This window comes from Paenibacillus sp. VTT E-133291, from assembly GCF_002264395.1.
GTDB lineage: Bacteria > Bacillota > Bacilli > Paenibacillales > Paenibacillaceae > Paenibacillus_AQ > Paenibacillus_AQ nitricinens.
On sequence record NZ_NFVA01000038.1, the window covers coordinates 26222 to 47162 of the forward strand.

Annotated in this window: 16 protein-coding genes; 4 read left to right on the top strand and 12 right to left on the bottom strand. The window is 47.2% G+C overall.

The window, feature by feature from the left end; translation table 11 throughout:
* Positions 1 to 17 precede the first annotated feature (17 nt).
* Together CA598_RS16165 and bcp are read right to left on the bottom strand one after the other, a co-directional pair.
* Positions 18 to 4301, bottom strand: a complete 4284-nt coding sequence (locus CA598_RS16165; RefSeq protein ID WP_094877182.1) for a 2-hydroxyacyl-CoA dehydratase — start codon at positions 4299 to 4301, stop codon at positions 18 to 20.
* Between the two features lie 123 nt (positions 4302 to 4424).
* Positions 4425 to 4892: a thioredoxin-dependent thiol peroxidase gene (bcp, locus tag CA598_RS16170; protein ID WP_256989846.1), complete on the bottom strand. Its 468-nt coding sequence runs from the start codon at positions 4890 to 4892 to the stop codon at positions 4425 to 4427.
* Between the two features lie 105 nt (positions 4893 to 4997).
* On the opposite strand from bcp, the gene CA598_RS16175 reads away from it, so the two are divergent.
* Entirely contained in the window at positions 4998 to 6050 is a 1053-nt protein-coding gene (locus tag CA598_RS16175) for an LCP family protein (RefSeq protein ID WP_094877183.1), read from the top strand.
* Positions 6051 to 6172: 122 nt separating this feature from the next.
* The gene (locus CA598_RS16180; RefSeq protein WP_094870710.1) at positions 6173 to 7489 is read left to right on the top strand and encodes a glutamate-1-semialdehyde 2,1-aminomutase; all 1317 of its coding nucleotides are present in this window, start codon (positions 6173 to 6175) and stop codon (positions 7487 to 7489) included.
* Positions 7490 to 7561: 72 nt separating this feature from the next.
* On the opposite strand, the gene CA598_RS16185 is transcribed toward CA598_RS16180, so the two are convergent.
* The 9 genes from CA598_RS16185 to CA598_RS16225 form a co-directional block, all read right to left on the bottom strand.
* The gene (locus CA598_RS16185) at positions 7562 to 8182 is read right to left on the bottom strand and encodes a hypothetical protein (protein ID WP_094877184.1); all 621 of its coding nucleotides are present in this window, start codon (positions 8180 to 8182) and stop codon (positions 7562 to 7564) included.
* 174 nt (positions 8183 to 8356) lie between these two features.
* A complete protein-coding gene (gene def, locus CA598_RS16190; RefSeq protein ID WP_094870731.1) occupies positions 8357 to 8908 on the bottom strand; it encodes a peptide deformylase in 552 nt (183 codons plus the stop codon).
* 100 nt (positions 8909 to 9008) lie between these two features.
* The gene (locus tag CA598_RS16195; protein WP_094877185.1) at positions 9009 to 10301 is read right to left on the bottom strand and encodes a stalk domain-containing protein; all 1293 of its coding nucleotides are present in this window, start codon (positions 10299 to 10301) and stop codon (positions 9009 to 9011) included.
* Positions 10302 to 10428: 127 nt separating this feature from the next.
* Entirely contained in the window at positions 10429 to 10689 is a 261-nt protein-coding gene (locus CA598_RS16200) for a hypothetical protein (RefSeq protein WP_094877186.1), read from the bottom strand.
* A 15-nt stretch (positions 10690 to 10704) separates the two neighbouring features.
* Complete coding sequence (locus CA598_RS16205) at positions 10705 to 11589, bottom strand: inositol monophosphatase family protein (protein ID WP_094870714.1); 885 nt, start codon at positions 11587 to 11589, stop codon at positions 10705 to 10707.
* Between the two features lie 241 nt (positions 11590 to 11830).
* Positions 11831 to 12838 (bottom strand): UV DNA damage repair endonuclease UvsE, encoded by a 1008-nt coding sequence (gene uvsE, locus CA598_RS16210; protein WP_094877187.1) that lies wholly within the window; start codon positions 12836 to 12838, stop codon positions 11831 to 11833.
* Entirely contained in the window at positions 12835 to 13152 is a 318-nt protein-coding gene (locus CA598_RS16215) for a hypothetical protein (RefSeq protein WP_094870716.1), read from the bottom strand. The genes uvsE and CA598_RS16215 overlap by 4 nt, the downstream gene beginning before the upstream one ends.
* Positions 13153 to 13199: 47 nt before the next feature.
* Positions 13200 to 14291 carry a D-alanine--D-alanine ligase gene (locus CA598_RS16220; RefSeq protein ID WP_094870717.1) on the bottom strand — a complete coding sequence of 364 codons (1092 nt, stop codon included), beginning with the start codon at positions 14289 to 14291 and terminating at the stop codon, positions 13200 to 13202.
* Between the two features lie 22 nt (positions 14292 to 14313).
* Positions 14314 to 15345: an amidase domain-containing protein gene (locus CA598_RS16225; protein ID WP_094877188.1), complete on the bottom strand. Its 1032-nt coding sequence runs from the start codon at positions 15343 to 15345 to the stop codon at positions 14314 to 14316.
* 270 nt (positions 15346 to 15615) lie between these two features.
* Here CA598_RS16225 and acnA point away from each other — a divergent pair, with 270 nt between their 5' ends.
* Positions 15616 to 18357, top strand: a complete 2742-nt coding sequence (gene acnA, locus CA598_RS16230) for an aconitate hydratase AcnA (RefSeq protein ID WP_094870719.1) — start codon at positions 15616 to 15618, stop codon at positions 18355 to 18357.
* A 479-nt stretch (positions 18358 to 18836) separates the two neighbouring features.
* Here acnA and CA598_RS16235 read toward each other — a convergent pair whose 3' ends face one another.
* Complete coding sequence (locus tag CA598_RS16235; RefSeq protein WP_094870720.1) at positions 18837 to 19580, bottom strand: IclR family transcriptional regulator; 744 nt, start codon at positions 19578 to 19580, stop codon at positions 18837 to 18839.
* A gap of 271 nt (positions 19581 to 19851) precedes the next feature.
* Here CA598_RS16235 and CA598_RS16240 point away from each other — a divergent pair, with 271 nt between their 5' ends.
* Positions 19852 to 20892, top strand: coding sequence for an alpha/beta hydrolase (locus tag CA598_RS16240; RefSeq protein WP_076285877.1), 1041 nt, complete (start codon positions 19852 to 19854; stop codon positions 20890 to 20892).
* The last annotated feature ends 49 nt before the right edge of the window (positions 20893 to 20941 follow it).

The following is a 20941-nucleotide window of genomic DNA, read 5'->3' on the forward strand; positions in this document are numbered from 1 at the left end:
ATGTTACCTTATTAAGCTCAGGTCAAACTATAGGAGCCTTCAAGTAGGGTCTGCTGCAGCGGTTTAACGGATTGTTCTAAATCAGATACCTTATTTCCTTCCAGACTGCTGGCAATGGACATCATCAGTTTGATCCGATTCGCTTGGTTAACTACACTAACTCCAGCATCATAATCAATGGCGACGATATTTGCGCCGGGATATAACTCCTTAAGACCCTTAATCATCCCACGCCCGGTAATATGATTGGGCAAGCAGGCGAACGGCTGAATACAAGTAATATTATTCACACCGTTATCCAGCAGATCCATCATTTCTGCAGTCAGGAACCATCCCTCACCCATCTGATTTCCTACGGATACCAGTCGGCTGGCTTTCTCAGCAAGACCATAAATATTTTCCCGTCCTTTAGCCAGTCCGGCATCCTCAAGAGCTACCTTTATCGGCTTACGATAAATCTCCAGATAGGAGATCAACATTGGATTAATATATCCTAGTCGTTTACTTTTGCCGAATTGCTCGGCTTTGTAAATCGGATTATACACGCAGTAAAAGATGAAGTCTAAGAAGTCTGGCATTACCGCTTCTCCGCCCTCCGCCTCAATCATCTCGATGATGCGGTTGTTGGCGTCCGGGTGAAATTTAATCAGGATCTCTCCAACAATGCCTACTCTAGGTTTAGTAACACCTGTAACGGGCAGCTTACAGAAATCGGCGACAATTTCACGAATCAGACGTTTGTATTCTCGGAACGAGAAGTTGACTAGACTGACCTTACAGCGCTCCATCCCCTTACGGAATAAACGTTCAGCACTCCCTTGAACGACCTCATACGGTCTAAAATGATTTAGTAACCGCATCATAAGATCACCATAGCAAGCCGCAGCGATCAGCCGGTTTGCCAGCTTAAGACTGATTCGGAAGCCTGGCTGGTTCTCCATTCCAGAAGCATTCAGTGAAATCACAGGAATCTGTTCGAGGTCTGAATCCTTTAAGGCTTTGCGGAGCAAAGAAATATAATTCGTCGCCCGGCAGCCACCGCCCGTCTGTGACATGATTACAGCGGTACGATTCGGATCATAGTCCCCACTCTTCAGTGCCGACAGAATCTGCCCTATCGTTACAATAGCGGGATAACATGCATCATTGTTAACGTATCTAAGGCCCTCTTCCGTCTCTTCGGGTCCAGTGGTTTCAAGGATCTTGAGACGGTATCCCGCATCGCGGAAGACCTGCTCAAACAATTCAAAATGAATGGGCGACATCTGCGGCGCAAGGATCGTGTACGTTTCTTTCATTTCCTTCGTGAAAGCTACATTAGCCTGTATTTTAGGCGGCTTCTGTGGCAGCACCTTTCCCTTTTCCCGTTCGCGCATCGCTGCCATCAGTGAACGCAGCCGAATACGCGCAGCGCCAAGGTTGCTAATCTCATCGATTTTGATCAGCGTATATACTTTGTTATGCCTTTCCATAATGTCTTGCACGGCATCACATGTAATCGCATCAATCCCACAACCGAAGGATGTCAATTGAACAAGCTCCAGGTCGGTTCGTACTGCGGCAAGGCGGGCTGCGCGGTACATTCGGGCATGATAGGTCCACTGATTAACTACCGCCACATCCCCTTCACTTCGGTCCAGATGGCAGACAGAATCTTCTGTTAGCACGGCGAGGCCCATACCGGTAATCATATCTGCTATGCCATGATTAATTTCAGGATCTGCATGGTAAGGGTGACCACAGAGAAGTATTCCCTTGTTCCCAGTGCTGGCAAGATACGCAAGCGTCTCTTCACCTTTGGTTCGCACATCACTTTTGGCACGATCAGCTTCTGCAAGTCCTGCCTGCACAGCCAACGTTATCTCTTCTCTCGGAATCCCCGTAAATGTCTTCTCGAGTCCCTTGGTTAACGCAGATCTATCGTCGAAGGTCAGAAACGGGCTGACCAGCGTGATTCCATTTTCCCTAAGCCCATCCATATTGTTGCGAATGACCTCAGGATAAGAGGCGACCACCGGACAATTGAAATGATTATCCGCTGCTTCATCTTCCTTCTTCTCATACACCACCGCAGGATAAAAAATAAAATCGACGCCTTTACCAATCAAGCTCTGCACATGTCCGTGCGCTATCTTTGCTGGATAGCAGATCGATTCTGAAGGAATCGTATCCATCCCGCTTTCGTAGAGCTTCTTGCTTGATTTAGGAGAGAGAATCACCCGGTAGCCCAATTTAGTGAAAAAAGTGTACCAGAACGGGTAATTCTCGAACATATTCATCGTACGTGGAATACCAACGGTGCCCCGTGCTGCACCTGCCTCTGGTAATGCTTCATAATCAAAGAAACGTTCGTACTTATACTGCATCAAATTTGGCAATACGTTCTTCTCTTTCCTGCCTCCTGCACCACGCTCGCAGCGGTTGCCTGTAACGTAGAAGCTCTTGTCCGGGAACCGACTGATCGTTAACGCACAGTTATTTCCACAGCGGCCACAGCGACCTGAAGATACCTCGTACTTAAAGCCTGCTATTTCCTCCGGTCCAAGCAGCGTGCTTTTTCCGTCAGCCCCTGCTTGCTCACGGGCAATCAGTGCACAACCGTACGCTCCCATAACGCCAGCAATATCCGGTCTGACTACCGTTCTCCCCGTTAGGCGCTCAAAAGCCCGCAATACAGCTTCGTTATAGAAGGTGCCGCCCTGAACAATAATATTTCGCCCTAAATCCTCAGGGTTGCGAATTTTAATTACTTTTTGCAGGGCATTCTTAATCACAGAATACGCAAGACCTGCCGAAAGATCGGCCAGCGACGCACCTTCCTTCTGAACCTGCTTCACTTTAGAATTCATGAATACCGTACAGCGGGAACCCAAGTTAACCGGTTTGACCGCTTCCAGAGCTGATTTGGCAAACTCCTCAATACCTAATCCAAGCGCAGAAGCAAAGCTCTCCAGAAAAGAGCCACAGCCTGCCGAACAGGCTTCATTGAGCATTAGACTGTCGATAGCACCGCCGCGGATCTTGATACATTTCATGTCCTGTCCGCCGATATCCAAAATAAAATCTACCTCCGGCATGAACTTAGATGCGGCCTTGTAATGAGCAACCGTCTCCACTTCACCGCCGTCCGTCCATAAAGCGGCTTTGATTAATCCCTCTCCATAACCTGTTACATAAGAACCTGCAATATAACAGCCTTCCGGTAGAACCCGATACATTTCCTTCAGTGCCTCACTGACAGAATACAAGGGATTCCCCTTGTTGCTGCCATAAAAGGTATGTAGAATTTCGTCAGCAGAGCCGGTCAATACGAGTTTGGTTGTTGTCGAACCCGCATCGATCCCCAGATAGCAAGGGCCACGATACACAGCCAGGTCTGATCTGGCAGCAGAAGCTTTACCATGGCGATTCCGGAACTCAGCAAGCTCATTAGGGTTCTCAAACAGCGGTGGTAATTCAGCATCTGCTGCCCGATCTGCTGAAAAATCCACGGCTGCTATTCGCGCGAGCCAACCTGAGAGAGGCAAGATCGTCGGATTTACTTCGGATAGAGCAGATCCAATCGCTACGAAATACTGTGACCGCTCGGGGAAAAGAATATCTGACTCCGCAAGTTCAAGCGTCTCCGCAAAACGCTGACGCAGAGCTGGCAGGAAGGTTAATGGGCCACCAAGGAAAGCCACCCGTCCACGAATTGGACGTCCGCAAGCGAGACCGCTGATCGTCTGATTAACAATACTCTGAAAGATTGAAGCCGCCACATCCTCCCGGCGAGCCCCCTCGTTTAGTAGCGGCTGCACATCGCTTTTGGCGAATACACCGCAGCGTGAAGCGATAGGATAGATTCGCTCATGCTTCTCTGCCAATGCATTTAATCCCCCTGGGTCGGTCTGTAGCAGCGAAGCCATCTGATCGATGAATGCTCCCGTTCCGCCCGCGCAAGCCGTATTCATACGCTGTTCAATGCCGCCCCGGAGATAGATGATCTTGGCGTCCTCACCACCCAGTTCAATCGCCGTATCACATTCTGGAATCAGCTCGCCAATCGCCTTCGTACAGGCGATCACCTCCTGAACAAACGGTACGCCTCCCAGTTTGGATAAAGATAAGCCTGAGGAACCGCTTACAGTAAGGACTGCTCCTCTCTCTGGAAATCTGACTTGTACGTCAGCTAGTAGAGAGAGGGCAGCTTTTTTTATATCGCTATAATGTCTTACATAGTCCTGATAAACAATAGTGTTACGCTCTATGACAACCAATTTCGCAGTCGTTGATCCGATATCAAGGCCAATACGCAGCATGATCACTACACCACCTCGTCTTGCTCCAAATTTGAAGCAATTATGAGGAAACTATATCATGACAACACCTAATGAAAGCTGTTAAAAATGTAACAGACTTTTACAAAAAGTTATTAACAAACTTTATGATTTGGAAATCCCTGCTATGGTGGATGCTACATGACCTTTCACTCGTACTTTCCGCCATTCTTGAAGTAAGATCCCCTGCTCATCAATCAAAAAAGTAGAACGTACAATGCCCATGAATTCTCTACCATAAAGCTTCTTAAGCTGCCATACTCCAAACATTTCACTAACCTTATGATCTTCATCAGACAACAGTGGAAATGGCAGACTATTCTTCTCCGTAAATCGGATATGCGACGCCAAGGGATCTGGGCTGATGCCTAGAACAACCGCACCAAGCGTAGAAATTTGATCATAGGCGTCACGGAATTCGCAGGCCTCCTGCGTACAGGCTGGTGTCATATTTTTAGGATAAAAGTATACAATGACCTTTCGGCCCAAGTAATCACTTAAACTAACCTCTTGTCCAGTAGAGGACGGAAGGGTGAAATTCGGTACTTTTTGTCCAATAGCAACTACGTTCAAGTTATATCCACTCCTTCTTGATATTGGAGGATCGAGCATGAATTGCGCGTATCCCCAAAAGAAATTATAATGTAGAGAATGTGAATGCGAAAGGAAGAACGAGAAATGCCACCTAGAAAGAAAAGGCACGCAAAGACTGGTAAGTCAAAAAAGAAACCTCTGCTTTGGACACTGGCCATTATACTCTTACTTATTATCGGTGGAGCCATTTATTACTTTACTTCCATTGTCAATGAGCTTGGCAGCATGTCGAACACCGAGGATTCACCATTTAAAAATGCCGAGACTGTTGATGTTGACACGCCAGAACCTCCAAAGTGGGAAGGTACAGAGCCTGTTAATATACTACTAATGGGCGTGGATGCCCGCGGTGTCAAGAAGGGGGGAATTCCTCGTTCCGATACAATGCTCGTCGCCTCACTTGATCCCGTGAAGAAGAAAATCACCGTATTCTCAATTCTTAGAGATACTTACGTTCCGATTCCAGATCACGGAGAAAAACGTATTAATTCAGCTATCATTTATGGGCCTAACACGGCGATGCAGACTGTAAGCGACCTGCTCGGCATCCCGATTCAATATTATGTCTACACGGACTTCCAAGGATTCATCAAGCTAGTAGATGCCGTTGGTGGTGTAGATTATGAAGTCGAGAAAGACATGGTGTACAAGACCATTGCAGATGGTCCCGAATATGACATTGATCTTAAAAAAGGATATCAGCATCTCGACGGTAATAAAGCTCTGCAATATGTACGTTTTCGGCATGACGCTACCTCCGACTTCACTCGGACCGAGCGCCAGCGTGCATTTCTCAAGGTTGTGGCTGACAAACTGATCCAGACCACATCCATAATCAAGCTGCCGAGTATCCTGTCTCAAGTTACGCCTTATATCGAAACCAATCTGTCAGTAAATGATATGTGGAAGCTGGCAACCGTCGGGTACGACAGTACTATGGGCGGTAGTGAGCAAATTCCGCCGATGGATCTGCTCAAAGAGGAAACTACAAGTGACGGATCACAGGTTATCGGCATTCGCAGTGAAAATAAGTTAAGGGAATTTGTGCAGGATACCTTAAATGGTCCTGAGCCAACGCCTACACCATCACCTTCATCAGAAACTACTTCAAATAGTAGTACTAGCGGAACTCAATAAAGATCTGACAAGCAACGTTCACAAGTAGACACTACAGGCAATGGTATAATACGGGCGGACAGCGGAAACACCGTTGTTCGCCCGTTGCCATGAGCACCAACAATCGAAAGGATGATCACATTATGAATCGTTCCACATCTGAGCAACTTTATCACGAAGCCCTTCAACATATTGTTGGAGGTGTAAATAGCCCTTCCCGTTCTTTCAAAGCCGTTGGGGGCGGAGCACCTGTATTTATGAAACGTGCCAGTGGATCTCACTTCTGGGATGTAGATGGCAATGAATATATCGATTATCTCCAAGCGTATGGACCGATCATTACCGGCCATGCTCACCCGCATATAACGAAGGCAATTACTACAGCAGCAGAAAATGGTGTTCTTTACGGAACTCCAACTGAGCTCGAAATCAAACTTGCGAAAATGCTAAAAGAAGCCATTCCTTCGATGGATAAGGTGCGGTTCGTCAATTCCGGTACCGAAGCGGTTATGACTACCATTCGTGTAGCTCGTGCTTATACAAAGCGCAGCAAAATCGTAAAATTTGCTGGCTGTTACCATGGTCATTCTGATCTGGTGCTTGTAGCAGCAGGGTCCGGGCCTTCTACGCTTGGTATTCCAGATAGTGCCGGCGTTCCTAGCAGTATTGCACAGGAAGTAATCACTGTTCCTTTTAATGATCTGGAAAGCCTGCAAGAGGCACTGGAGAAATGGGGCGAAGATGTCGCCGCTGTAATGGTTGAACCGATCGTCGGTAATTTCGGTATGGTGATGCCGAAGCCGGGATTCCTCGAAGGGCTCTGCAAGCTGGCTCATGCTAACGGCTCCCTCGTTATCTATGACGAAGTCATTACGGCCTTCCGCTTCCACTATGGTTCCACACAGACATATGCAGGACTGGATAACCATGAAGACATTACCCCTGACCTTACAGCACTCGGCAAAATCATCGGCGGCGGCCTACCGATCGGCGCATACGGCGGACGTAAGCATGTGATGGAACAAGTAGCCCCACTAGGACCGGCATACCAAGCGGGAACAATGGCGGGAAATCCTGCTTCCATTTCCGCAGGGATTGCCTGTCTGGAAGTGCTGAGCGCAGAAGGCGTATACGATGAGATGGAACGTCTTGCGATTCGCCTCGTCGATGGACTCCAGGAATCTGCTGACCGTCATGGCATTCCACTGACGATTAACCGCATCCGTGGTTCATTCTCTACTCATTTCTGTAAGCATCCAGTTACGAATTACGATGAGGCACAGGATACAGATGGCGAATTGTTCGGTAGCTTCTTCCGTCACATGTTGAACCGAGGGATTAACCTCGCCCCTTCGAAATATGAAGCTTGGTTCCTAACGACAGCACATACAGATGCAGATATCGACGCTACGCTGATTGCAGCAGAAGATTCATTCCGCGCTATGGCGGCTGAGAAATAAGACGTTATTTACAGCCACTAAACATACTAAAACCTACCACCAAGCTTGGTGGTAGGTTTTTTTGCATTGGCACTATTCGAAGTCAATTTGCTTGTCCAATATAATCTCTGTCATGGTAGGTCGAAACATTTGGTCTCCTCCGGGTATTAAGGCAAATTGAACCGTATCCAGATCCGCTGGCAGCGGTGGCGAGACCAAGAACTGCATTTGTGTATGAGCGCCCCCTCCGTGACCTCCATGCGGCTGGATTTCATAGGCAACCTCACTCATAATTTCCAATGTTAGAGCGGCTCTAAGATGAACATGCTCCACCGTCTCTTTTAAATACTTGATTTCCACAGTAACGATGCTGAGGTTTTCATACTGCATAGCATGTGTAAGTGTATACTCGCAATCTTCGAGGACTGTCCGCTTCACAATTGGAAGAACGCCGAGCAGTAAACCGGGCTCTTCCCAATATTTCCGTCTGGGCACAGCCTCATTCAGACTGTGTATATACTGTACAATCTGAGCAGTGTCCATCTCGAATCTAGTTGTCCACTCCTCAAGGAGCTCACTTTCGGGGGAGAACCGTTTTTTGCCTGTTATAGCTTTACGTTCCTGAATCAGAGTCAAAATCTGCTCATCAATCTGCTTAACCTCATCATTATATTCGTTGACCACGCCTCTTATTGGCATTCTACCCCACCCCATTTCATAACCTCCTTCTGATAATAAAATTAATTTCTACCCATTATCTACATGGTACCTCCTTTGGATTAATTTGTAAAATATTTGAAATCATTCAATCTTGCAGATAGAAAGAAAGCATGTGCCCCTCAGCTTAATGCTGCAAGACCACACGCTTTATGATTCGGAGATTTTCTTTTACTCGTACAAGTTACGGATTTCCACTCCCTGAGGAAGCTTGAATGGATTTTCCTTGTTGATTCGGTCGTAGAACATGATCCCATCGAGATGATCAATCTCATGCTGGATGATGATGGCTTGGTAGCCCTTAAATTTAAGGACCACTTCCTTACCTTCAAGATCATATCCCTTTACCTTCACAGATTCATAACGAGGTACAAATCCATGCACCGGCCGATCAACGGACAGACACCCCTCGCTCTCCGGTAAGTACACCATGGTTAGTGAGTGACTGATGATCTTAGGATTAACCCAAGCATGCTCTACAATCCGCCCTCTTTCATCCGTAGAGTACATTACAAACATACGCTTCAACAGTCCGATTTGATTCGCTGACAGACCTACGCCCGAACGTAAATTGTATTCTTCGGAGATCTCCGGATCCTGGCTGTTCTTCAGAAACTGAAGCATACATTGCAGAGTCTCACGATCCTCCTTCTGTAAAGGAAGCTCCACCGGCTGTGCCACGGTACGAAGCACGGGATGACCTTCCCGTACAATATCATCCATTGTGATGATATATTCAGCACTAAATTTTGAACTAGACAATATTCCATCCACCTTTGCCTTACGGGCTTAATTTAAAGTACTTATGGTATAGTATGCAGATTTATGGATTTATGAAAGCCGTTCGCAGTTTGCTACTATAATTAACATCAAATCCAAGTCCGGTCGCCAATGCGGCAAGGGGAAGATAAGTTTTATCTTCTTTGCCTACCTTTTGCAGAAAAGCAGGGGTATCAATGGCTACATTCTGTCCATTCACCTTAATAAATTTGCTGCCGATCGTGATTACAACAGTCCGTCCACCGTATTCAATAGTCGCACTGGAGGTCTTATTATCCCACTTTCCATTAGCGCCTACGGCATTTAGAATATCTTTAAGCGCCAAGAAGTTCTGACCATTCTTAAGGATGGGCTTATTCGGCGTATTTAACTCTACACCCTTTACAACAATCGACATCGGTACAGCATCTGCAGCCATCGCCATTACAGTGGGAATGCGGTATTCCCCCCATTGTAATTCAGCAAATACTTTTGCAATGGTCTCGTATCCGAGCTGCGTAGGGTGAAAATCCGCTTGTCCGGCCCCGATAATATGCGTGAGTGATCCCTCTGAGCCGGCAAACTTTGCCGCTACATGAGCTACTACTACATTTGCTCCTTCTTGATTCATACTTGCAGCCACACGATCTGCCGAATCCGTAAATTTCGCTGCTGCGGTCATCAATTTAGTGTACATCGCACCAAGAGCGATCTTAGGAGCAGGCTGATATTGATCAGCCAGTATAATTGTTGCTTGTGGATTTATCGCACGAATATTCTCAAGACTTGCCTTCACATTCGTATTGTAATCCGCCAGCTTCTGCTCCAGCTGAGATTCGAAATCTGTATCTGTCAGCTCCTTAACCTGTAAGAAAAGACGGCTTACATCATTCCCCCCAATTGTAATCGTAATCAGATCGGCTTCCTTCAGCTCTGATGCGATCTGTGGGGTTAATTTTACGAATTGGTCTATCCGCGGATCTGGAAGACCTGACTGAATACCTTCAGCCGTAATCACTGAGCCATCCTTGATTGCCCCTGTGTAATTACGTAATCCAGCAGTAGTCAGTCCTAAAATACCATAATTGGTAAGCTCGCTCCTGCCATGATACCAACCCTGCTCCAGTAGTCGCTCCGCATAGCCGTAAGGCTTGGTATTCACATCCGTCATTCCCGGCTCATATCCGGCAGTAATCGAATCGCCAAGAGCTACGATGCGAAAGACATCCTGACTTGCATCTTGTGTTGCAGACGTGTCAGCTGCATTTGCCGATCCGGCACCTACGCCAATCAACACAGATAACAAAAGCATACTGCTTGTGCTGGCTGCTAAAATTCTTCTCCACTTGCTTAGCATCGTATCCCTCCCAAAATGTTCTAATTCTCATTCTACCATCCCTGATAGCAACGCAAAAGAGCGGCCACCCATATTCAGGAAACCGCTCTGAAAATCACAATTATTATCACAGCTAGCAACGAATGTCTTATTCTTTATTGGAATCCTCTTGTGAATTCAAATTTTTCCCGGCACGTTCCAGATATTTATCATAACGCTCGTCTAGTTCACGTCCAATCTTACGGTACTGCAACGTCTCCTCCACAATAGGATCCATTGTGGTCTGGATACGAATCTCATACTTCGGAGAGATCTCACGGATTTCTTTAGCTATACGGTCACCCTGTTCCATCTCACCATCAACCAACATTTCGCTTAGCTTACGTTCAAGATCATCCTTCTCGCTCATGATGCATCGTCCTCCCTAAAGCTTATATCCTGTTGCTTCAGCATTCTTCAGTGACGAAACCAAATATTCGTGAATATGACCATTACTTGCAACTATATGACGAGTGCCAATATCATATGGACGCCCAAGCGTATCCGTAATTCTGCCCCCTGATTCCAGCACTAGAAGCACTCCTGCTGCACAATCCCAGGGGCTTAAGCCTACTTCCCAGTATCCATCTACCCGACCTGCTGCCACATAAGCCAAGTGTAGAGCAGCTGAACCTCCTGCGCGAATACCACGAATCTGCGGAAGAATGCTCTGTAGTCCTGCCATATTGACAGGCTGCGCAAATTCACGGTCCGGCGGAAAGCCCATAGCAATCAAGCTATCTCCAAAAACGTTCTCTGTAGATACTGAGGTAGGAACACCATGCATGTAGGCTCCCTTACCTTTTTCAGCAACGAACATTTCATCACGAATCGGATCGTAAATTACACCAACCGATAATTCTCCACGAATCACCAAAGCAATGGAGACACAGTAAAACGGAAATCCGTGTACAAAATTAGTCGTACCATCTACAGGATCTACAATCCACAGATATTCATGCTCACGAGCTTCTTCCAATGCAGCCGTCGCTGCTGCTGCTCCCGGGGATACGCCTTCCTCACCAAGGATCGCATGATCTGGATAATGTGTCAGAATCAATCGGCGGATCATCTGTTCAACACCTTTATCTACTTCCGTAACCAGATCCTGAGCCGATGTTTTCGTACTAAGTTCATTCACCAGACCCTGTCTGCTCTTTATCCACTCTCCTGCTTTGGCAGCAGCATTAATGGCTACCGCCGTATGTCCCTTGCTCGTTACTACATAGGGTTCACGTTCGGTCTTACCCTCTGGTTTTATAGGACTCATATCTTCACTCCGCTTCCTTGAACATAATCGCCATTGGCATGAAATTTTTAGCAATCCTATTCACAATACCGTTCAATACGCCAAAACGTTCTCAAAGTTCCTCCATAGGGATACCCATTTCTATGATCCCTTGAATGTTAATCTAATCGTAATAAAGTTTCATTCAACGTACCCTATTTCAAGTTACATATCAAGTCATGATAGGGCCCGTATTCGGGACCTATCGCCTTATTTTCATTGTTTAAGGTTCAATATTCACACTTGCCCCATTTAATACGGAAATTCCGTTACCGGCATCAGCCAGTTCCTTCATTGCTTCCATCAATCCAAATAACGCACCATCTTTTAGTTTTGCCTCAATCATAACATCGACAGCAGGGGTATCTGCAGCTATTCGCTTTAAAAAAGCTACCAATGGTGCAGGCTCCACACCATCTGCATGGCTGCGTGGATCAGACGGACTGCGCGGACTAGATACATGAATCTTAGGCGGCAAAAGCTCTCCCGATGGAACATCCTTCTGCGCAAGCTCGCTCCGCCATGTCTGCTGAATGTCAGGCCACAGCTCCCAAGGGAGCTCTCCTTCATTATTCACCCATTGATGGTGAATATCCAGCACCATCGGCAGACCTACATTCTGGCAGACTGCCAGTGTCTCCGGGGCTGTGAAGGTCTTATCATCATTCTCCAGCGTAATTCGCGCCTGCAGCGCTGCTGGTAGCTCGCGGAAATGCTCCTCGAACCGCTTGGCTGCCACCGGCTTGTCCCCGTAGGCTCCGCCGATATGAATATTGTTCTTCGCCATGGCAGGAAGACCCATGGCATTCAGCATGTCCGTATGGTGCTGCAAATCCCGGATGGAACTTACTAGCACCTCAGGACGGGGTGTACTAAGCACTGTAAAGTGATCTGGATGAAAAGACACCCGCATCCCATGCTTTTTCACATATTGCCCCACTTCCGCGAATTCCTCAGCGAGCGCAGCAAACGGATTCCAATCCTGTAAATCAGGATGCGTCGCTAGAGGAATCAGCTTAGAAGTGAGACGATACACGAAGATGTCCGAACCCACATTATGCTTCATTAGTCGCAGTGTATTATGCAGATTCATCCGAGCGAGGTTCTCCAGACGACGAAGTGCCGCTTCACGGTCATCCAGCTTCTTGAAGGAGGCCATCGTCATGGTTTTGGATGGAGAGCAGTCTTTAATAACGGTGGACATCGCTACATATCCAAATCGGACTATCATCCCTGCGATCCAAAAAACATTTCATCTGCTAGTGCAGTCTGTACTTTGGATTCTTCTTCATTCAGTTTACGCACGAGTTCCATTTCGACCGCTGTAACCTCATGCCCCTGAAAATTAATCTCTGCAATCGAAGCAGAGATTTTGACAATCGCTACAGCTACATTCTCAGGCGTGTAGGCAATCACCTTCTGACCTGTCGGATATACGCGAAAGCCCTGCTTCACCATTTTGGTACGCCCGTACTCCAGCAGCTCGTACAGCTCTTGTTCATTTTTGAACTTACAGACGGAATTGAATTCAGTTTGAAAACCCATATTTTTTCGCCCCTTTCTAGTCGGTATAAACCCGCTGGTAGCTTCAATTACTCATTGTCATACTTAAGACCTTGTTTGAAATTATAGCGCTCTAAAGCTAACTCAATCATACGGTCTAGCAGAGCTCTATAGGACACACCTGTCTCACGCCACAATAATGGATACATGCTGTAAGGCGTGAAGCCGGGCATCGTATTCACTTCGTTTATTAAAATTTTTCCATCCGATCTCCGCAGGAAGAAGTCCGCCCGGGTAATCCCGCTACCCTCAATCGCTCGAAAAGCGGTTATCGCGGACTCCCGCAAATGATCGGCAACTTCAGAATCTACTGGCGCAGGAATCATCATTTGCGATTTGCCGTCCGTATATTTAGCTGCGTAGTCATAATATTCTCCAGAAGAAACGATTTCACCCGGAACAGAGGCCTCTGGCTCATCATTTCCGAGCACACCGACCTCTACCTCACGAGCATCCACGAATTCCTCAATAATGACTTTGGTGTCATAACGGAAGGCGAAGTCTATAGCTTTTACAAGACTTTCCTTATCAGAAGCCTTAGAAATACCTACACTTGAGCCCAGATTAGCAGGCTTTACGAATACTGGATATCCCAGTTTATCCTCTACACCCACAATCAACTCATGACTTTTTCTTTTCCAAGCACTGATATTAAAATAGCAATATTCACACTGATCCAGACCTGCATCAGCGAATAGCTTCTTCATAACAACCTTATCCATACCTGCCGAAGAGGCAAGAACACCAGCCCCAATGTAAGGAATATTCGCCATTTCGAACAACCCTTGAATTGTGCCGTCCTCGCCATACGTGCCGTGCAATAGTGGGAACATGACGTCCACCGCATTTTCCCCACCGGATAGTCCACTAAATACTACATTCAGAGCTGTGCCCATATCTTCCGTTGCATCTGAAAGCTTAAGCTGCTCTACCTCACTGTAAGGTGCCGATAACGTCTCTCCGACTTTCCACAAGCCCTGTTTTGAAATATAAAAAGGGATAATCTCATATTTATCGTAATCAAATGAGTTCATCACGGCAAAAGCCGTCTGTAGCGATACCTCATGTTCTCCGGATTTGCCCCCGTACGCCAGCCCTACGGTTAGTTTTGCGTTCCCCATACCTTTATAACCTCTTTCTGTCTTATAAATAGTCGTTAATATGAAAAAAACGGTATTTCGTTTGATCCGTCCATGCGTAGGAATCACGATAGTCCCAGAAGCGATGACGACTGCTAACGGTACGTGCATTCACAAGCGGCATGCCACCAGCATCAAAGGCTGTGACGATCGTGCTGTGCTGATATTGCCCGTTACCATCCCAGTCATATTGAATGATATCGCCCAGCATCAATTGCTCCGGCCGCTCCATAACCTCCGCACGCAAGCCACTGCTCCGGCTAACGCTCAAATAGCGCTGCAGACTGTCTGATACAGCCCAGCTATAACTCCACCATTCTTGTTTTCCTTGGTAGCCTTTGTACCACCAGCCCGTTTCTCTTTTACCAGTATAGTTGATAGGCGCGCCCCCTGCAAAGAGGCATTGAGAGACATAATTCGTACAATCCACCTCAAATGTTTCGAACTCCGGATTCCCGTCTTTCCACCAACGATCGGCATAAGCCACCGCTTCTTCACGATTGTAGCGAACCTCTCTTGAGCCCGAGATCTCACCAAGAATATTCCGGTTTAGAAGGGGCTGTGATGGCAGCGGAGCAGGTAAAGCTTCCCCCCATTTGGACAACCTGCCTGATAACTCCACCTCAGCTCTATGAACTATATTCCTTTCAGGAATGGTTCGTTCTATAGCAGCGATTTCCCAGCCCCCTCCGTCCCGCACAAAGGTCAACCGCTCCAGCTCAACCCTATCCTCGCGGTGGTTAACGCCTCCTTTTTCATAATAGAGTGCACTATGCAGCGTAACCTCTGCTACCACCTCAGTCGGAGTCTGCCGGACGGTCCGTAATGTCTTTACACCTGTTTCCCCACGCAGCGGAGTGATCCCACGAGCGGTATACCATTCAGCGATACGGCGTGAACGTTCCCCTTGCTCCACCAGAAAACGCGGATCTTTAACGGATACGGAAACTGTTTGCGATGAGGACTTAGGTTCCACCCTGGCCTTATTCACTTGATCTACATATACATATAGACTCTGCTTCCACTGTTGTTCCATTATACTCGCACCCCTTCATTCCCTTTTAACTACTGCTCTATGTATATGAAAGGAAACAGGCCGCTATACAGATCGCTTCAATTTACATGGTAGGGCATATGCTTTGCTTATAGCTTACGTTTTAGAGATAACTCTAAATGGTTTCTGAGATGCGATATTCGGGCTTTATATATAGGAAAAAAAACTTTACTCCCCTCTTTGTAACCGTTATAATTAAATAACATGCAATGTGAAATTGAGTTTCAATAGATGAAACAAGGAGGCGCACATATGCCAAGCAAGGATCATTTCTCGTTGGCCCGCACCCTGGAATCAGGTGGCAAATCTTATCGCTATTATGATCTTAACTCCCTTGAGGAACAAGGATTGGGCTCTATCTCTTCCCTTCCTTTCTCGATCAAAGTATTACTTGAGGCGGCTGTTCGTCAATTTGATGGACGGGCGATTACAGAAGAACATGTGAAACAATTGGCTGATTGGTCAGGCGACATTGATCGCAATAAAGAAATTCCGTTTATCCCTGCTCGTATCGTACTTCAGGACTTTACCGGTGTTCCGGTAGTCGTAGATCTGGCTGCTATGCGTGATACTGTAAAGAAAGCCGGCGGAGATCCTAAACAGATCAACCCGCTCGTTCCCGTTGACCTTGTCATTGACCACTCTGTTATGGTTGATGCTTTCGGTACGGCAGACGCTTTGGAATATAATATGAACGTGGAGTTTGAGCGTAACGAGGAACGTTACCGTTTCCTTCGCTGGGCACAGACCGCTTTCAATAACTTCCGCGCAGTTCCTCCAGCTACCGGTATTGTGCATCAGGTGAACTTGGAGTATTTGGCTTCCGTAGCCACTACTAAAACTATCGATGGTGAAACTGTCGTTTATCCAGATTCCCTTGTTGGAACGGACTCCCACACTACTATGATCAATGGACTTGGTGTTGTAGGCTGGGGTGTAGGTGGTATTGAGGCTGAAGCAGGTATGCTCGGACAACCGCTCTATTTTGTTACACCAGATGTAGTGGGCTTCAAGCTTACAGGCAGCCTTATCGAAGGGGCTACAGCAACAGACTTGGCACTGACAGTTACTGAAATGTTGCGTAAAAAAGGCGTAGTCGGCAAATTCGTCGAATTCTACGGTCCTGGTCTTGCTAACATCAGTCTTGCTGACCGGGCAACGGTTGCAAACATGGCGCCGGAATACGGAGCAACGATCGGTTTCTTCCCTGTAGATGAAGAGACACTTGCTTATCTTCGCAGCACAGGTCGTCCAGATGATCTGGTCGAGCTCGTTGAATCTTATTACAAAGCACAAGGCATGTTCCGTACTTCGAATACGCCAGACCCTCAGTTCAGCGATTTCATTGAACTTGACCTAGCTTCTGTCGTCCCAAGCTTAGCTGGACCAAAACGTCCGCAAGACCGGATCGAGCTTACGCATATGAAAGAGAATTTCGAAGGAATTATCCGTACACCTGTAGACAAAGGCGGTTACGGTCTCAGCGATGAGAAAATCGCCCAAGTTGTAGAAATAGAACATAAAAATGGCACCAAAAGCAAGCTAAGCACAGGCGCGGTCGTGATCGCAGCGATTACAAGCTGTACGAATACTTCCAACCCTAGCGTTATGCTTGGTGCAGGTCTTTTGGCGAAAAAAGCTGTGGAACGTGGTCTGACCAAACCAGCATACGTGAAGAGCAGCTTGACTCCAGGATCATTGGTAGTTACTGAGTATTTGGAAAAAGCAGACCTGCTGAAGCCACTTGAAGCACTGGGCTTCTACTTGGCGGGATATGGCTGTGCTACTTGTATCGGTAACTCCGGTCCATTGCCTGAAGAGGTTAGCCAAGCCATCACTGATAACGATATGACCGTAGCTGCTGTAATCTCCGGTAACCGTAACTTTGAAGGCCGCGTACATGCTCAGGTCAAAGCCAACTACTTGGCTTCACCGCCGCTCGTAGTTGCTTACGCACTGGCTGGCACTGTAAATATCGATTTACAGACTGAACCGCTCGGATTTGATCCACAAGGTGAGCCAGTATTCCTGAAGGATATTTGGCCAACCACTGCTGAAATTCGTGAAGCCATTGGTCTCTCCCTTAGTCCGGAGATGTTCCGTCGTAAATACGAGAATGTATTCACTGCTAATGAACGTTGGAATTCTATCCCTGTTCCACAAGGCGAGCTGTATGAGTGGGACGATAACTCCACGTATATTCAGAATCCGCCATTTTTTGAGCATCTGGCAGACGGTCTGGGAGACATCAAGGATATCAAGGATGCACGCGTTCTGGCGTTGCTTGCTGATTCCGTAACAACCGACCATATCTCACCTGCAGGTAATATCTCTACCTCTGGTCCTGCCGGCGAATATTTACGCGATCATGGTGTAGAACGTGCAGACTTCAACTCCTACGGCTCACGCCGCGGAAATCATGAAGTCATGATGCGTGGTACATTCGCTAATATCCGGATTCGTAACGCAGTAGCTCCAGGTACAGAAGGCGGAGTTACAACCTTCCTGCCAAGTGACGAAGTCATGTCCATCTATGACGCTTCCATGCTGTATCAGGACGCTGGACAGAATCTCATCGTTATCGCCGGTAAAGAATACGGCACAGGAAGCTCACGTGACTGGGCTGCCAAGGGCACACTTCTGTTAGGTGTTAAAGCTGTTATTGCTGAGAGCTTTGAGCGGATTCACCGCAGCAATCTGGTTGGTATGGGTGTGCTTCCACTGCAATTCCAGGAAGGCCACGGCTGGAGCAGCTTGGGACTGACCGGACGCGAGACCTTCAACATTACCGGTCTCGATAACGAGGTGACGCCAAGCCAAGATCTAACTGTTACCGCTACCCGTGAAGACGGTACTCAATTTGACTTCCCTGTTACTGCACGACTCGACAGCACGGTTGATATTGATTATTATCGCAATGGTGGTATTCTACAAACTGTACTTCGTCAAATGCTGGCAGATGCCACAGATTCTTCGGCTGTATCGGTAGAATAGGTTTAATAAGGAATGTCTCGCGGCCATGAGTGGCTGTGAGGCAGTTCCTTGTCGCTGGAGCGCCCCAGTAGCCGATTGTTGGCTGCTGGGGCTTCTTTGTTTGCTTGGACCCTTGCCCTGAGTCTAGGGGTTCAGGGGTAGATTAGCGTCTTCTGAGTCCGGATGGCTCGGGAGATATCAGAAGAGCCACCTAGATTACTGGTAAACGAGAACGGGTTACGGCTTTTTTACTCTAGTGTTCCAGCTCTGGTATTACGACGTTACGCGCTTCCGAGCATCTCAGCATAGTAAGCAGTGGATTGCCAAAGGCAACACTGAGCTCGGTTAGTCGTCAGGTACCCATTATTCGACAAAATCAAGCCCCCCTTACTCAAAAAAACAAACAGCGATCCTCCAATAACGGAGAGATCGCTGTTCTGCTTCTTAACGGTCTGTCTCATTCAGCGAAAAACACACTTTATGAGACCACCCTGTTTTTCCTATGGAATCATCATACCCATTTCACTTGCTGCTTCCTTCAAGATGGCGGCATACTCCACTAACGTATCCCTAGACAAGCGGCTGACCGGCCCCGACAGCGATAATGCCGCAATCACATTTCCACTACGGCCTGTGACAGGTACAGCCACAGCGGCCGCACCAGACTCACGTTCTTCGAAACTAGTAGCATACCCTAACCGGATGATCTCATTAAGCTGATCTTTGTATACACTCTTCTCAACGTAATCCGGCCACTCCGAACTCTCCAGCAGCGCTCTCAACACCTCAGGCGGTGCATACGCCGCTAACACCTTACTCGACGCACCTACGGATAATGGCAGCCTCGCACCGATCTGTGCGACTCTACGAATCGCCTGCTGGCTCTGTACCGCCTGAATACGTACGCGTTCAATACCATCCCTTAAGTAAAGACTTACCGTCTCTCCGAGTCGATCTCTCAGCCGTTCCATAGATGGCAGCAATACCGCTGCCGACTCGTCAAAAGCAGGCAGATGCGTAGACAACTCCCAGATGCGTATACCCAGCCTATATTTTTCTGTCGCCGGATTGCGAATAAGAAAGCCCTTTTCCTCGAGTGTTGCCAGCAATCTGTGGACTGTACTCTTATGTAAGTCAATCTTTGATGCGATCTCTGTTAACCCTAAATCACTGTCCTGCGTAAAACAAAGTAATATGTCGAGCGCACGTTCTACCGCGCGTACCGTTAGCTTTCGGTCCTCCACAGTAATCCCCCCTCGTGTTTCATCAAATGAAACGCGGTTACATTATAATTAACTCTATCTTAGTGCAAAACTCTACGGAAAGTCCAGTATATTCACTGAGCCGAAAAAGACTGGTCCGCACTTTACAGTTACATTACAAAACGGTCCAATTCATTGACTTTGTAAGTGCTTCAACTTACGATAAACATATTAAATATACTAATGCTTTAGTATCATTTTCGACAAATTATCCTAGGCACTAGTACTCACATCATACTTAGGAGGGGACCTTATGGATCTGACAACCAGCCGAGCAGGCACGTCAGTCTCCCGTCGTCCTAAACTACCTAAACAGGGCAGTTCATCACGACTATCGCTGCGGATGATCCGTGTTAAGCATATTATCGTTGCATTGCTATTATCTATATTCTTCTTTTTAGCATTTTGTTTTGTCTCGCTTCATGGCTACATCGCTTGGGTGCTGTCCAATCCAACCGTTGCGCCACTGTATTCCAATCCTATGATGGCCAAAGGCCTCGCCTACGAGGATGTAACCTTCCCAGCTAAGGATGGCAGTCGCATGATGAACGGCTGGTATATTCCAGCCAAGGATGCCACTAAGACTATCGTGTTCAGTCATGGCTATGGTGCCAACCGCGAAGAGTCTTGGGTACCTATGTACGATCTCGCGCACTATGCACACAGTCTGAATTTTAATGTCGTAATGTTTGATTACGGATTTGCTGCCCAAGGTAATAAGGATATTGCAACCGGCGGCAAAAAAGAATCCCAGCAGCTTCTAGGCGCCATTGATTTCGCAAAGGAACGCGGGGCGAAAGAGCTAGTTGTTTGGGGCTTCTCCATGGGTGCTGGCACAGCACTGCAGGCAGGATTAGTATCTGAGGACATCGACGCGATGATTCTGGACAGCACCTTTTTGTTAGAACCAGACACGCTGTATCATAATATCAAGCAGAATATCGATCTGCCGCGCCAACCTTCCCTGGCGATCATGGAAATGCTGTTCCCGGTACTGAACGGTACGGGACTAGATCAAATTCCTTATGCCAAGGTTAAGTCCAAAGATTATCCTTTCCCTATCCTATTCATGCATGGAACCAAAGACGATAAAGCCCCTTATCCTATTGCCGAAGAACTAGCAGCAAATCAGAACAATCCGTTCTCTGATTCCTGGATCATCGAGGGTAGTCATCATGAGCTGTTGTTCCGCGAGCATCCCCGTGAGTATTTGCGGCGGGTCTCCGCTTTCTTAGGGAATGTCCATTTGGCCAAAAATAATAATGGCGATCAGCCAGCGATGGCAAGTAATTAACTAAGTGCTAATAACCATACGAACAGCCTCTTCCAGGGACAGAAAGAAA

Coding starts and splice junctions, on each gene's coding strand:
- def (WP_094870731.1), bottom strand. CDS start 8,908: ATGGATGATATTGTACGGGAAGGTCATCCCGTGCTTCGTACCGTGGCA.
- uvsE (WP_094877187.1), bottom strand. CDS start 12,838: ATGATAGTCCGATTTGGATATGTAGCGATGTCCACCGTTATTAAAGAC.
- CA598_RS16165 (WP_094877182.1), bottom strand. CDS start 4,301: ATGCTGCGTATTGGCCTTGATATCGGATCAACGACTGCGAAATTGGTT.
- CA598_RS16185 (WP_094877184.1), bottom strand. CDS start 8,182: ATGGGGTGGGGTAGAATGCCAATAAGAGGCGTGGTCAACGAATATAAT.
- acnA (WP_094870719.1), top strand. CDS start 15,616: ATGCCAAGCAAGGATCATTTCTCGTTGGCCCGCACCCTGGAATCAGGT.
- CA598_RS16175 (WP_094877183.1), top strand. CDS start 4,998: ATGCCACCTAGAAAGAAAAGGCACGCAAAGACTGGTAAGTCAAAAAAG.
- CA598_RS16240 (WP_076285877.1), top strand. CDS start 19,852: ATGGATCTGACAACCAGCCGAGCAGGCACGTCAGTCTCCCGTCGTCCT.
- CA598_RS16195 (WP_094877185.1), bottom strand. CDS start 10,301: ATGCTAAGCAAGTGGAGAAGAATTTTAGCAGCCAGCACAAGCAGTATG.
- CA598_RS16205 (WP_094870714.1), bottom strand. CDS start 11,589: ATGAGTCCTATAAAACCAGAGGGTAAGACCGAACGTGAACCCTATGTA.
- CA598_RS16220 (WP_094870717.1), bottom strand. CDS start 14,291: ATGGGGAACGCAAAACTAACCGTAGGGCTGGCGTACGGGGGCAAATCC.
- CA598_RS16200 (WP_094877186.1), bottom strand. CDS start 10,689: ATGAGCGAGAAGGATGATCTTGAACGTAAGCTAAGCGAAATGTTGGTT.
- CA598_RS16215 (WP_094870716.1), bottom strand. CDS start 13,152: ATGGGTTTTCAAACTGAATTCAATTCCGTCTGTAAGTTCAAAAATGAA.
- CA598_RS16180 (WP_094870710.1), top strand. CDS start 6,173: ATGAATCGTTCCACATCTGAGCAACTTTATCACGAAGCCCTTCAACAT.
- CA598_RS16225 (WP_094877188.1), bottom strand. CDS start 15,345: ATGGAACAACAGTGGAAGCAGAGTCTATATGTATATGTAGATCAAGTG.